This window comes from Streptomyces uncialis (assembly GCF_036250755.1).
Taxonomy (GTDB): Bacteria; Actinomycetota; Actinomycetes; order Streptomycetales; family Streptomycetaceae; genus Streptomyces; species Streptomyces uncialis.
This window is the reverse complement of sequence record NZ_CP109583.1, coordinates 1,046,304-1,061,122: the sequence shown is the minus strand read 5'-3', so window position 1 is coordinate 1,061,122 and position 14,819 is coordinate 1,046,304. Positions and strand designations below refer to the sequence as shown.

The following is a 14,819-nucleotide window of genomic DNA, read 5'->3' as shown; positions in this document are numbered from 1 at the left end:
CTGTTTACCGTCCGGATATGTTCAACGACTGTCAGTATCCGCATCCTGAAAGACAGGAAGTGCTTTGACAGTCGTGGATCACATGCCCTCCCCCGAGGAGCGAGGGCATGTATGGAGAGTCGACAGCAGAGGGACACGTTGGACGGCCTGCGGCATCGCGCTGCTGATGTCCGTCGCGCTCACGGAAGGCGCGTTCGCGGCCGACGGGTCCGAAGGGCCCGTCAAGGAGCCGGTGCCCGTGGTCACGCAGGCCGCGGACATCCCGTCCGCGAAGGCGGCGGCCCGGTTGTCGGGCAAGCGGGTCGAGGCGCTGTCGGAGCGCAGCGGTACCTCCACGACCTGGGTCAACAAGGACGGCAGTCTGACGACCGACATGTCGTCCGGACCGGTGCGGTTCGTGCGGGACGGCCGATGGGTCGATGTCGACGTCGAACTGGAACGGCAGGCCGACGGATCGGTGCGGTCCGCGGCGCACCCGGCCGATCTGGCGCTCGCCGGGAAGACCGGCGCCGTCCCGAGGTCGCTGGCCGCGGCCAACGACACCCGGGCCCGCGACCTCGTCACCATCGGTGAGGGCGACGAGCGGATCGCGCTCCAGTGGAAGGGCGGACTGCCCGCCCCGGCGCTGGACGGCACCCGCGCGACGTACCCCGGCGCGCTGCCGGGGGCCGACCTGGTGGTGGAGGCGACCCGTACGGGCTTCGAGCAGTTCGTCGAACTGCGTGAACGCCCCACGGCCGACACGTACTCGTACACACTGCCGCTGCGGACCAAGGGGCTGAAGGTCCGTCAGCTCAAGGACGGCAGCCTGCTGTTCACCGACGCCGCGTCGGGCCGCAAGAAGCGGGCCGTGATGCCCGCGCCCCTGATGTGGGACGCGACCGTCGACAAGCGTTCCGGGGAGCACACCAACCGGGCCAAGGTCGACATGAAGGTCGTCAAGACCCGCGGGGGAGTCGACCTCGTGGTCACCCCGGACGCGGAGTTCCTCGCCGACCCGGACACGAAGTACCCGGTCACGGTGGACCCCTCGACGTCCTCCCTGTCGAACGTCTTCGACACCTACGTCCAGCAGGGCGAGACCGTCGACTGGTCCGCCGACACCGAACTGGATCTCGGCAACCCCGGCACCACCAACCCGGGCGGTACTCCCCGCACCGCGCGTTCGTTCCTCACCTGGAACACCACCCCGGTCCGGGACGCCCTGATCATCGACGCCGAACTGAGCCTGTGGAACTTCCACTCGGCGAACACGGACTGCAACGCGCATCCGTGGGAGGTGTGGTCCACCGGCGCGGCCTCGACATCGTCCCGCTGGACCGCCCAGCCGGCGTGGACGGCCAAGCGCGCCACCTCCACCGAGACCCGCGGCAACCCGGCCTGCACCACCCAGCCGGACGGCTGGGTCAAGGCCGACGTCAGCACCCTGGTCCAGGAGTGGTCCTCCGCCAAGGCCACCCGCGGTCACATGGGGCTGCGCGCCACCAGTGAGACCGCCACCGCCCAGTGGAAGCGGGTCAACTCCGCCAACGCCGCCGCGAACCCGCCGAAGCTGCGCGTCACCTACAACTACCGGCCGCGCACCGGCACCAAGCAGGAGGCCGGACCCCCGTACTTCTCCTACGGCGGCTCCTACGCGGTGAACACCACCACGCCGACCCTGCGGGACACCTTCGTCGACTCCGACGGTGACAAGGTCAACGGCACCTTCCAGATATTCGACAGTGCCACCGACACCCAGGTCGGCAACGTCATCGTCTCCCCGTACGTGCCCTCGGGCCAGGTCGCCTCGGTGACCGTGCCGGCCGGTGTCCTCACGAACGGCAAGACGTACAAGTTCCGCACCAACCCGTACGACAGCGCGCACTACAACACGGGCTGGTCCCCGTGGAAGACGTTCACCGTCGACACCGGCGCGCCGTCCGCCCCGGGCTCGATCGCCTCCACCGACTACCCGACCGGGCAGTGGGTCAAGGGCGGCGGTCAGCCGGGGACGTTCACCGTGACCCCGCCCGCCGGGACCGACCACAACTGGCTGGAGTGGTCGCTCGACGGTGTGGCGTGGACCAAGGTGCCGACCGGCGGCGCGAGCGCGCCGAAGGCCCTCCAGGTCACCCCGCCGAAGGACGGTACCCACACCCTGCGGGTGCGCGCCGCGGACAAGGCGGACAACAAGTCCGAGGCCGTCGAGCACACCTTCCACGCGGGACCCGGCGGCTTCCTCCGGCCCGCGCCGGGCGAGCGCACCGCGCGCCGGCTGCCGCTGGCGGCCGAGGCCGACGGCTCGAAGTACGACAAGGTGTCGTTCTCATGGCGCCGTTCGGAGGCGGACCCGTGGAGCACCCTGCCTCCGGGTGACGTGACCGCCGGGGGCACCGCGCTCACCGGCTGGCCGGCCGCTCTGACGAACGGCAGGAGCGCGAACCTCGTCTGGAACGCGACCGACACCGTCAACCCCGACGGCGCGGTCCAGCTGAAGGCCGACTTCACCGGTCCCGGCGGCGCCTCGGGCAGCAGCGAGCCGCTCTCCGTCGTCGTCGACCGGACGGCCTCCGGTGCCGCCGCCGAGGAGGTGGGCCCCGGTACGGTGAACCTGCTGACCGGTGACTTCACCCTGTCGGCCACCGACACCTCCGCGTTCGACCTGTCGATCTCCCGTTCCGCGTCCTCCCGCACGCCCGACCAGGGCGTGAAGCAGGAGGGCCAGGCGGCGATCTTCGGCAAGGAGTGGGTCGCGGGGACCGCGGCGGAGCTCACCGAGTCCGAGTACAGCCATGTCCGTGAGGTGTCCGCCAACGCGGTCGACGTGGTCATGGCCGAGGGCGAAGCCGTCCACTTCACCGCCAACGCGGCCCGTAACGGCTGGATCGCCGAACCCGGTTCGGAGGACCTGACCCTCACCGGCGGCGTCACCGGCTCGTTCACCCTGGCGGACACCGAGGGCACGGTCACCCAGTTCACCAAGCCCGGTACGGGCGCGACCACCTGGCAGGTCTCCAGCACCCTGCTGAACGGGCTCGCCCAGTCGGCGACGACCGTGGTGTCCGAGACGGTCACCGTCGGCGGCAAGCAACTGGCGCGCCCCGCGCGGGTGATCGCGCCGACCTCCGCCGTGACCGCCGCCACCTGCACCTCCGCTCCGGCGACCAAGGGCTGCCGGGCGCTGGAGTTCGGATACGCGAGCGCCACCACCGCGACGGCCACCGCTCTCGGCGACATCGACGGCCAGGTGAAGGAGATCCGGCTGTGGTCCACCGAGCCCGGCGCGGCGAACGCCACGTCGAAGGTGGTCCAGACCTACCGCTACGACTCCCAGGGCAGGCTCCGGGAGGCATGGAACCCGCTGATCACCCCGCTGCTGAAGACCCAGTACGGCTACGACACCGCGGGCCGGGTCACCTCGTACACCGAACCGGGTGAGCTCCCCTGGAGCTTCACCTACGGGCAGGCCGGGGGCAGTGCCACCGCCGCCGACGGCATGCTGCTGAAGGCGTCCCGCTCCGGGCTCCAGCCCGGCACGGCCGCCACGGAGCAGGGCACCGCCACCACCAGCGTGGTCTACGACGTGCCGCTCAGCGGCGCCGCCGCCCCGCACCAGATGAGCGCCGCGCAGGTGCGGGACTGGGGCCAGACCGACGCCCCGACCGACGCGACCGCGGTCTTCCCCGCGGACTCCGTCCCCGCCTCGCACTCCGGTTCCGCGCTCGGCGCCGCCGACTACCGGCGCGGCGAGGTGCACTACCTGGGTGTCTCCGGGCGCGAGGTCAACACCGCCTCGCCCGGCGGCCACATCACCACCACCGAGTACGACGCGTTCGGCAACACCGTGCGCGAACTGTCCGCCGCGAACCGGGCCGTCGCCATCGGCACCGGCGCCGCCGACCGGGCCGTGCAGACGGACCTCGGCATCGACCGGCTGGCCCCCGCCGAACGGGCCGACCTGCTCGCCACCCGCTCCGTCTACGACGACAGCGGCATCCGCGAACTCCAGGAGTTCGGCTCGCTGCGGCGGGTCGACCTGACCGCCGACCTCAAGTCCGGCGCCAGCACCCTGGTCCCGGCCGGTTCGTCGGTGATCGCCCGCACCTGGACGGTCAACGAGTACGACGCGGGCCGTCCGACCGACGGCACCGCCAAGGTCCGCGACCAGGTCACCAAGGCGACGGTGGGCGCCCAGGTCCGCGAGCACCCCACCGTGCAGGGTGAGACCCGCGCCACCCAGACCGTCATGGACTGGGCGCGCGGCCTGCCCGTCAAGTCCGTCCAGGACCCGGGCGGACTGGCACTCACCACCGAGACCGAGTACGACGCCCAGGGCCGGGTCACCAAGCAGATCCCGGCCGGAGCCACCGGTACGTCCGCGGCGGCCCGGGTCACCACCTACTGGTCAGGCACCGGTACCGGCGCCTGCGCCGGGCGCCCCGAATGGGCCGACGCGGTGTGCACCACCGGCCCCGCCGGTCCGGTCACCGGAGGCGGCTCGAACCCGGCCACCCTGCCCACCACCACCAACGAGTACAGCTGGTGGGGCGCGGAGTCCAAGGTCACCGAGGTGTCCGGCAGCACCACCCGGACCACCCAGATGACCTTCGACGCGGCAGGCCGGCAGACCGCGGTCACTGTCACCGGGGGCTCGGGCCAGGCCCTGCCCGCGGTGACCACCGCGTACGACCCGGCGGGCGGTGACATCGTCACCACGTCCTCCCCCGAGGGCGGCACGATCACCAAGTCCTTCGACAAGCTCGGCCGCCAGATGGCGTACACCGACGCCGACGGAGGCACCACGGCCACCGAGTACGACCTGCTCGACCGGCCGGTGAAGATCACCGACAGCGTGCCCTCCACGGTCACCTACACCTACGACCACACGGCGGAGCCGCGCGGACTGCCGACCCGGATCACCGACTCGGTGGCCGGCGCCTTCGAGGCCGCGTACGACGCGGACGGCTCCGTGACCAGCGAGAAGCTGCCCGGCGGATACACCGTGAAGACCCGGGAGGACACCTCCGGCGCGGCGCTCGAACGGACCTACACCCGCGACAGCGACAGCACACTCGTCTACTCCGACACCATCACCCGGTCCATCCACGCCCAGAACACCAGCCACAGCGGCTGGTCCGACCAGACGTACCGGTACGACGCGACCGGCCGTCTCACCACCGTCGAGGACACCGCCAGCACGGTGTGCACCCGGCGCGCCTACGGCTTCGACAGCCGCAGCAACCGCACCACGCTGACGGCGGCCACCGGCACCGAGGGCGCCGACTGCCCGACCACGGGAGGCACCACCACCACCCACACCTACGACAGCGCCGACCGCGTCGTCGACACCGGCTACGCGTACGACGCCTTCGGCCGGACCACCACGGCGCCGGGCAACGGCACGATCGGCTACTACGCCAACGACCTCGTCCACCGGCAGACCGCCGACGGCAAGCGCCAGACCTGGAGCCTCGACTCCGCGCTGCGGTTCCGTTCGTGGCAGGTGGAGAGCGGCAGCGGCAGCACCTGGACGCTCCAGGCCACCAAGGTCAACCACTACGACGGCGACGGCGACAACCCGCGCTGGATCACCGAGAACGGCTCCGGCGCGCTGACCCGCAACGTGGACGCGGCGGGCGGCGATCTGGCCGCCACCACCGGGAAGACCGGCGACGTCGTCCTCCAGGTCACCAACCTGCACGGCGACGTGTCCCTGCAACTCCCGCTGACCGCGGGCCAGGCACCCGTCGCGGTGGAGTCCGACGAGTACGGCAACCCGCGTGGCGGACAGTCCGAGATCCGCTACGGCTGGCTCGGCGGCAAGCAGCGCTCCAGCGAGACCCTCACCGGTCTCACCCTCATGGGCGCGCGGCTGTACAACCCGGCCACCGGCCGCTTCATGTCCCCCGACCCGGACTTCGGGGGCAACGCCAACGCCTACGACTACTGCTACGGGCAGCCCCTCAACTGCTACGACCTCGATGGCCGGTGGGCCTGGTTCGCGGTCGGCGCGGCGGCCTACGCCTGCTCCAGGTGGTGCCCGGGCAAGCGGACCCGCAGGATCGCGGGCGCGGTCTCGATGGTCTCCGGCGGCGGAATCCTGCGCAGCCTCGCGATCCGGGGCGGCTCGCGGTACCTGGCCAAGCGCTCGGTCAAGAACAGCATCCAGACCAAGCGGGGCTACCGGGTCGACGTCCGCGGCAAGAAGCCTCACTACAATAAGTGGGGCGCGCGACCCAAGGGCAAGGGTGCCGGCGCGAGCTGGCGCCGCATCCGGTACCGGAAGAAGTACATGGGCTTCCCCCATGTGCAGTACTACCGGGGCGGCAAGCGGTACGGGAAGTGGGCCTACCGGCCCGGCCTGCGCCACATCTACCGTGCGTGGCGCTCCCTGTGAGGTGAGCTGACGTGAGCCCGGGTGCGGGTGAGGAAGGCACACCCCTTCCTCACCCGCACCCTTCGCCATGGCCCCGAACCCCACCGCCCCGCAAGCCCGCACGCCCCGTTCCGCGTTCCACCGCTCCACCGTTTCCTCCGTTCCGACGAAAGGTCGACACCCCGATGTGGCAAGGCTGTACCCCGGTCCTCGACGACGAGCCCGGACACTCCGGGCGGGAGATCACCGGCTGGCGCGTCCCGGGCACCGGTGAGCTGGACATCGAGTCCGAGGGCTTCGGACTCACCGTGTCGCCCACCGGCGCCACCCTGCGGGCGGAACTGTCCTTCGCCCGCGCGTACACGGAGTCCGGGACCGAGCCGTACCGCGAACTCGGCCCCGTCACCCTGGTACTGGAGGACGTGACCTCCCTCGCGCTCGGCACACCCGGCGCTCCCGAGGGCCCGCTGTGGAAGCGGGTACTGGGCGGCGACCCACGGGACGAGACCCTGCGCATGGAGTGGGAGCAGCGGGACGACATCCTCCACGTACGCGAGAACGGCATCGCGCTCTCGGCCCGGGGCGGCAACTGGCACTGGAGGATCGACGGCTGAGCCCGTTCGTCCGGGACCGCCGTCCGAGAAGGCCGTCCGCGGGGGCCACGGAGGGGCCGTGGGACGACGGCCGGCGCGCGGTGATCCCGGCCGAACAGCCGGACCCGAACGGGCCGGCCCCTCGTACGGTGGCCACAACCGCCGTACCGGCCCTGCCCGGGAATCCCCGCGCCGGTCGGCGTGTACGCGCACTGGAGCTGAATCAACGACCCCGACACCGTCCCCACAGCGGCGGCGCCCCTCCTCGACCACGACAGGGTCTTCAGCCCGACGAACAACACCGGTGCCCTGGTCACAAGGCACCCGGCCCACGGCGGGCTTCGGGTGCAGCGGGACGGCGTTGTCAGTGGTCGCCGCTAGGTTCAGTCGTGTCCCGCCGGTCCGGCGTGGGCACCCCCCTGGCGCAGAGGAGATGGCGCGTTGTCCTATTGGGAGAGGTCCAGCACGGCCCGGGTGACGGCATCCGCGAGGCCGCGCAAACTCGCGAAGGTCCCGTTCGTGGAGCTGGCCGACGGGCGGTTGCAGGGTGTGGTGTCCAGCGGGTCCGACGCCGGACGGGTCTATGTCTCGTCGGTCGCGGCCGGTACCCACGCCTTCACATGCAGCACCAACAACAACCGGCCCTGCGGCGGCGCGCGGGGATCGTTCTGCAACCACATCCGGTCCCTGATCGCTGAGTCGGTGCTCCAGTACGGTGCCGGGCGGGTCGCCCGCTATCTGAAGGCCGATGTCGCGGACGGCGAGCCGGACGCCCAGGCCATCACCGCCGCCATGGGCGCGGTCCGTCCGCCGCAGGGGGACAGCACCGCCGCCGCGTCCGTCTTCAGCCGCTTCCTGCACCACCTGGCCTATCTGGAGCTCACCCCGGTCACGGCGCCCTTGCCGGAGATGCAGTGGTTCCCGCCGACCAGGGCGGCGTGATGCGCGCCGATCTGCTCACCGCGTCCGTCGACGGGCTCGACGAAGCGCTGACGGCCGTCGACGCCTTCGACCTCGCACTCGCCGGAGGACTGCTCCGTCCCGGGCCCGCCCAGGCCAAGGGCCTGACCGGACTCGCCCGCGCCGTCGCGGGGACCCCGCTCGCCGCCGGGGTCGGCGAGGCGGCACAGAAGGCCTCGGCCGGAGCCGCGGGCGAGGACCACCTCGTCGCGCTGGCCGCCGCCCGCACCGCCCTCCTCGGTTCCGTCCACGACGCGCTGATCACCCGGATCGCGGAGGCGACCGGACGGCCGCGCGACAAGGAGTTCACCCCGGCGGCGGGCGGACGGCAGGCGGCGAATCTCCAGACCGCCGCCCGCTCCTGGCTGTCCGATCTGGCGGGCCGCGGCTGGCAGGGCATCGACCACGAGCTGGTCTCCGGGTCGGCGCGGATCATCTCCGCGATGCTCCCCGACCCGGACCTGCGCCGTCTGGCGACCCTCCTCGACGGCTTCGCCGCCGAGCTCGCCGCGTCCTGTCCGGGCGCCGCCCTGGAACGCGTCCCGGCACGCCGCTGGGCCGACCTGTGGTCGCGCGCGATGCTGCTGACGCTCCCCGGAGCCGCCGACATGCCTGTGACGGGCACGGCCACCGGCCGTCTGCTCCCTCTCGGCGTCGACCTCCAGGAACACCCGACCGCCGCGCAGGCACAGATCCACGCCGTGTTCGAACCCGCGGACGGCGGCGCGCCCCGGCTGGTGCGTGCCAGTGTGTCGGTGCCGAAGCCCGACACCGTGGTGGGAGCCGGGCTCTGGCAACTGCTCCGCCCGCACATGCCGCTGCTCGCGGCCGTCCGGGACGGCCGTTCGATGGTCCTCGACGCCATGCCGGTCACCGCCGAGGGCGATCTGATCTGGAGCGACGAGCACGCGCGTACGGGGGAACCCGCCGACGCCTTGACCACGGCCCGCGTCGCCCTGCCCGCCGCCACCGACGCGGCGACCGCCCCGCTGGACCGCCATCCGGCACGCATCGCCGTGCCTGTGTTCCTGGAGGGATGTGCCGTCCAGGACGACGGGGACGCGATGACGTTCACCGTCGCCGGGCAGCCGCTCACGGTCGACATCGACCGGGTGCCGACCGCCGGACCCCTCACCCCCGAGGCCGTCGCGGCGTCCCGCGCGTGCGTCGGGCTGCTGCGCTGGGACGCCGGAGCGTTCCGCGTCCAGCCTCTGGCCGTGGAGACGATCGTACGGAAGAAGCCCGTCGTCATCCACGCCGGTGGCTGGGCCGCGGGCACGACCGACAAGGCCGGTGCCCGGGCCGAGAAGGCCGCCACCGACGCCGTGACCGTGCTGCGCGAGCGCGCGGGAAGGCTGCTGCGGAAATGACCGAGCGCACGACCGGCCGCACGACCGGCCATACGACCGAGGACACCTCCACCACGGATCAGGCGACCGAGCGGCCGACCGATGGCGCGGCGGGCGAACCACCGGCCGGGCGGGGCCACGGAACCGCCCCCGCCGACGCCCATGACAACCGCCGCCAGGTCCTGTACTGGCGGCTGCTCGCCCGCCTCTTCGACGCCGAGGAACAGCCCGCGCTGGAATCCGCCGGTCTCGCTGTCGTCGAGGACATCGGTCTGCCGTCGGCGCTGCTGGACCCGCAGGTCTCCGTGGACTCGATCGTGCAGCGCCACCCGGAGCTCGGCTCCGAGTTCGACGGCCTGATGGCACCCGCCCCCGACGACGACGGCACCCGCGACCGGGCAGCCGAGGTACGGCGCGCGGCACTCGTGTCGAAGGTCCTGCTCAATGTCTTCGCCTCCGGCTCCGGCGCGGTCACCGCCGGACAGCTGACCCGCTGGCAGTCCGACGCGGGCTGGCTGGAACGCGCGCTCGGCTGCCGCCCCGGCGAACTGCGCGGTGGCCGCGCCGCATCGGGTGCCGCGGCGGGTGGGTCAGGTACGGGTGCCGCGGGGGCGGGCGTGGCCGCGACCGGCACCGGTGGCCCGCGTGCGACGCCCGATCTCAGCCGCCTCATTCCCACGATCGGACCGGAACTCGACGCCATCGAGGGCGACCTGGTCAAGCGCATGCGACTGCGTGAGGTGCTCGCCGACCCGGAACTCGCCGCACGCCTCACCCCCAGCATGTCCCTGATCGAACAGCTGCTCCGGGACAAGAACAACCTCTCCGGTGTGGCGCTGGCCAACGCCAAGGCACTGATCCGCCGATTCGTCGACGAGGTCTCCGCCGTGCTGCGCACCCAGGTGGAGAAGGCGACCGTGGGCCCCCTGGACCGCTCCGTCCCGCCCAAACGCGTCTACCGCAACCTCGATCTCGACCGCACGATCTGGAAGAACCTCACCAACTGGAGCCCGGAGGAGGAGCGGCTGTACGTCGACCGCCTCTACTACCGGCACACCGCGCGCAAGACGACTCCCCAGCGGCTGATCGTCGTCGTGGACCAGTCGGGCTCGATGGTCGACTCCATGGTGAACTGCACCATCCTGGCGTCGATCTTCGCCGGGCTCCCGAAGGTGGACGTCCACCTCATCGCGTACGACACCCGGGCACTCGACCTCACCCCGTGGGCGCACGACCCCTTCGAGACCCTGCTGCGCACCAACCTCGGCGGCGGCACCGACGGCACGGTCGCCATGGCACTGGCCCAGCCGAAGATCGCCGAACCCCGCAACACCGCCGTCGTGTGGATATCCGACTTCTACGAATGGCAGGCCGAGCCGCTCTTCGAGAGCATGACCGCCGTTCACCGCTCGGGAGCCAGATTCATCCCCGTGGGCTCCGTGACCAGCTCCGGACGCGGCAGCGTCAACCCCTGGTTCCGGGAGCGGTTCAAGGACCTCGGCACACCGGTGATCTCCGGTCATATCGGCAAGCTCGTGCACGAACTCAAGACGTTCCTCACCTAGAAAGGCCCCACCGCCATGTCCGACCTGTTGCGCGCCCCCGCCGAACTCAAGTACGCCGAGGAACTGGACTGGCTGGAGTCCGTCGACGACGGGCCCAAGCCCTTCTCCTGGCGCCTGTCACCCAAGATGGTCCGGCTGTTCGTCCTGGGCTCCGAACGCGCGGACGGCCTCGACCGGAAGATCCCGCAGAAGTGGTTCGGCGACCGCAGCTTCGTCGAGCGCTCCATCGTCACCCTGGCCTCCGACCGCGGTCTGCTGCTCATCGGCGACCCCGGCACCGGCAAGAGCTGGCTGGCCGAGCTGCTGTCCGCCGCGATCAGCCGCAACTCCACCCTGGTCGTCCAGGGCACGGCCGGCACCACCGAGGACCACATCAAGTACTCCTGGAACGTGTCCATGGTCATCGCCAAGGGCCAGTCGCGCGAGTCGATGATCCCCTCACCGATCATGACCGCGATGGAGACCGGCGCGATAGGCCGGTTCGAGGAGCTCACCCGCTCCACGAGCGATGTGCAGGACGCGCTGATCTCGATCCTCTCCGAGAAGTACATCTCGGTCCCCGAACTGAACAGCGACGGGATCGTCTTCGCCAAGCCCGGCTTCTCGGTCATCGCCACCGCCAACAGCCGTGACCGCGGGGTCAACGACCTGTCCTCCGCGCTCAAGCGCCGCTTCAACTTCGTCCGTATCCCGGTCATGACGAACAAGAAGAGCGAGACGGAGATCGTCCGCTTCCGCACCGAGGAACTGCTGCGCCGCCACCAGATCGAGCTCGACGTACCGCCGACGCTGCTCGACGTACTGCTCCAGAGCTTCGCCGATCTGCGTGCCTCGGCCGCGGCGGCGGGCAGCGACGACGAGAAGCTGGAGTCCGCGCTGTCCACCGCCGAGCAGATCGGCGTCCTTGAGGACGCGATCCTGCACAGCAACTTCTTCGGTGAACGCGCCCTCACCGCCCACACCCTGGCCTCCTCGCTCGTCGGGTCGCTGGCCCGGCGCGAGCCCGAGGACCTCGCCATCCTCAACAAGTACCTGCACGGCGTCGTCGAACCACGCAGCAAGGAGGAAGGCGGATCATGGCCGGAGTTCCTGGCGGGCGGACGCGAAGCGATCGCCACCCTGTCATGAGCACCGCGCAGAGCAGCCCGGCCGTGACCGGTACGCACGACGAGACGTTCACCGCGCTGCGCGCCCAGCTCCAGGAAGCCGCCGCAGAGTTCGCCGGTGGGACCGACGCCCTGGAAGGCATCCTGCTGGGCATCGTCGACGACGTCGACCGCGCGGTGCGTGAACCACTGGAGATCTTCCCCGTCTGCCACCACTCGCCCGCGTCGGCCACCGCCATGGCACGCCGACTGCGCCAGAAACAGCCGAAGGTCGTGTACCTGGAGCTGTGCGAGGACATGGCGCCGCTGCTCACCGAACTCCGCAACTGCCGACTCCCGGTGGCGGTACAGGCGTTCGCGACCGAGACCGACGGCTTCCCGGCCGAGTGGTCCCCGCTGTCGGTGGTGGCGCCGATCACCGAGGCGTCCGCCGAATACCAGGCGATCGCCTACGCGCTGGACACACCGGGGGTCGAGCTGGTCCTGGTCGACCGTTCCTCCGACCATGTCTTCCAGTGGGACGCGCGAGCGACCCGGTCCACCGGGCCCGAGGAGAGCCCGGCAGGGCCGGACGCACCGCCCGCCGAGCCGGAGGCGGCCCTGCACGGGGACGCCGTCGGCGTGGAGATCGGCGATCTGCGGCCCCGCTTCGCGGAACTGGAGGAACATCTGCTGCGCCACGGCCGGGTGCGGCACTGGTCGGAGTGGTGGCACCAGTACGTCGAACTGCCCCTCGGGGACAGCGACCACGACACCTACCGCCAGGTGATGCTCCTGATCGGCAGCCTCTTCAGGCGCCTCGCACCCGGCGACCCGCACCGGGTCCGGCTGGACGAGTACCGCGAGCGCTATATGTGGACACGGATGCGCGAGCACCTGGCCGCCACCGGCACGGACCCCGCGGACTGCCTCTACATCTGCGGCGCCTTCCACGCGGCCAGCCGGGTGGCGGAGTTCGGTGTGGACGGCGCCGACACCTTCGAGATCACCCCCCGCACCGCCACCACCTGGCAGCACGGTCTGATCCCGTCCAGCCACACGGCGATCGAGGCACAGTTCGGACTCGCCGCGGGCTCCGTGTCGATCGCCGCGACGGTCTGGGCGCAGAACCTCCGGCGCACCCGGGTGGAGCCGTACCGGCTGGCCGGGCAGACGGGCACGCGGAAGCCGAAGGCCGGGAAAACCGCCGCCACCGGGACCCCCGGGCCCGCGGCGGAGTCCTCCGACCGGCTGACGGGTTTCCTCCAGCGCTCACCCGTCCTGGACCCGCTGGACGAGGCCGAACTGCTCGGCTGGTCGGTGGAGATCGTGCGGGCCGCCCGCCGTAACGGCTACCTCGCCTCGACCGCCGACGCCATCGCGGTGTTCGAGACGTCGATCCTGCTGGCCGGGATGCGCGACCGGGCCAGGCCCACGCCGTACGACTTCCAGGACGCGGCCGTCACCTGCATCGAGAAGGACACCGTCCCAGGCCGGCGCGATGTGCGCCGCCTCGTCGAGATCATGATGGGCGGCGACCGGACCGGCCAGGTCGGCTACGACGCGCTGCCGCCCCTGGCCCGTGATGTCCACGACCGGCTCGCACCGCTGGACCTGAAGCTCCAGCAGCGCGGGGTGCGCCGGGCACTGCTCGACATCGCCGGCCGCCCGGAACTCGCCCGCTGCTCCGACGTCCTGTGGATGCTGCGCGCGCTGATGCCCCATGGCGCCGCCCGGCCGATCATGGGTGAGCGCAAGCTGGGGGAGCGGTCGATCCAGGAGTCCTGGGACCTGGCACTGGGCACCCATCAGCGCGCGCTCATCGAACTCGGCTACGAGGGCGTCAGCATCGAGCAGGTCCTGGAACAGCGGCTGCGCCGACGCGCGTACGACCCGCAGGCCACCACCGCGACCGTCCTCGGCGCCGTCGAGGACGCCCTGCTGTATCTGCGCAGCCGCCGCCTCGCCGACGAGCTGGGCACCCGCGCGCTGGAGGTCCTGTCGGCCGAGCGCAGCGTCGACGGCGCACCCGAGGTGCTGCGCCGGGTGCGCGGACTGCTGGCGTACTACCGCACCACCGAGCCGGTGCTGCCGCCCTGGATCGAGTCCTTCGCCAAGACCGGTTACGCGCACTACTGCACCCTGCTGCCGACGGCGTTCACCGACGAGGACGCCACGGTCCGCCAGGTGGCGGCGATGCTGGGCTTCCTGTTCGGCATGGAGAGCCTGGCGCTGTCCCTGGGGTGCGACCGGACCCAGCTGGAGCTGGCGGTGGCCCAGTCGCACCCGGCCGAGCCGGCCAGGACGGCACTGCTGTGGGCGGCCCGGACGCACCTGGGGCAGCTCGACCGGGCGGATCTCCGGGCGAGGTGCGACGAGCTGCTGGCCAATCCGATGCTGGTGAGCGCCTATCCGCGCTACCTCAGCGGCTTCGTGCACGCCTTGGAGCCCGTCCCGGGCCTCGCCGACTTCGTCGTCGAAGCGGTGTCGAACGCGTTCGCCCGCCTGCCGGACCCGGTCCTGCTGCCCTGGCTCCCGACCCTGATCACCACCCTGCGGTCGGACGGCGCCGATCTGGCCCCGCTGCTGATCCGTGAGGCCGGACGGATCTTCCCCGGCCGCCTCACCGAGCTCGACGCCTGGGTGCCGCCGTGGCAGGCGCCACCGGAGCCGGACAGCATCGACCCGGGCCCCCGCGCCGAGGGCGCCCGCGGCTGCGTCCTGCTCACCGCCCACCCGGACACCTGCGACGCGCTCGCGGACCTGCTGGGCTGGGAGGGGACATGGGAGAAGGCTGACCCCGGTCCGCCGGGCGCGGCACTGGTCGGCCGGTACCCGGACACGGCCGTGGCGCTCGAAATGCTGCTGACGGGCGGGTGATCAGCGTGCCGCCGGCGGCCGGGTGATCA

At 71.7% G+C, this 14,819-nt stretch carries 7 protein-coding genes; all 7 read left to right on the top strand.

Annotation, left to right across the window (positions count from 1 at the left end; translation table 11 throughout):
• Positions 1–166: 166 nt before the first annotated feature.
• The 7 genes from OG711_RS04020 (at position 167) to OG711_RS03990 (ending at position 14,790) form a co-directional block, all read left to right on the top strand.
• Entirely contained in the window at positions 167–6,379 is a 6,213-nt protein-coding gene (locus tag OG711_RS04020) for a DNRLRE domain-containing protein (protein ID WP_329563612.1), read from the top strand.
• Positions 6,380–6,543: 164 nt separating this feature from the next.
• Entirely contained in the window at positions 6,544–6,972 is a 429-nt protein-coding gene (locus OG711_RS04015) for a hypothetical protein (protein ID WP_329558405.1), read from the top strand.
• A 420-nt stretch (positions 6,973–7,392) separates the two neighbouring features.
• Positions 7,393–7,893, top strand: coding sequence for a hypothetical protein (locus tag OG711_RS04010; RefSeq protein WP_266505430.1), 501 nt, complete (start codon positions 7,393–7,395; stop codon positions 7,891–7,893).
• Positions 7,893–9,281, top strand: a complete 1,389-nt coding sequence (locus OG711_RS04005) for a hypothetical protein (RefSeq protein ID WP_266510148.1) — start codon at positions 7,893–7,895, stop codon at positions 9,279–9,281. The genes OG711_RS04010 and OG711_RS04005 overlap by 1 nt, the downstream gene beginning before the upstream one ends.
• Positions 9,278–10,825, top strand: coding sequence for a VWA domain-containing protein (locus OG711_RS04000; RefSeq protein WP_329558404.1), 1,548 nt, complete (start codon positions 9,278–9,280; stop codon positions 10,823–10,825). Before OG711_RS04005 ends, OG711_RS04000 begins: the two co-directional genes overlap by 4 nt.
• A gap of 15 nt (positions 10,826–10,840) precedes the next feature.
• Positions 10,841–11,953, top strand: a complete 1,113-nt coding sequence (locus tag OG711_RS03995) for an ATP-binding protein (RefSeq protein WP_266505426.1) — start codon at positions 10,841–10,843, stop codon at positions 11,951–11,953.
• Positions 11,950–14,790: a hypothetical protein gene (locus tag OG711_RS03990; protein ID WP_329558403.1), complete on the top strand. Its 2,841-nt coding sequence runs from the start codon at positions 11,950–11,952 to the stop codon at positions 14,788–14,790. The genes OG711_RS03995 and OG711_RS03990 overlap by 4 nt, the downstream gene beginning before the upstream one ends.
• Positions 14,791–14,819: the final 29 nt, after the last annotated feature.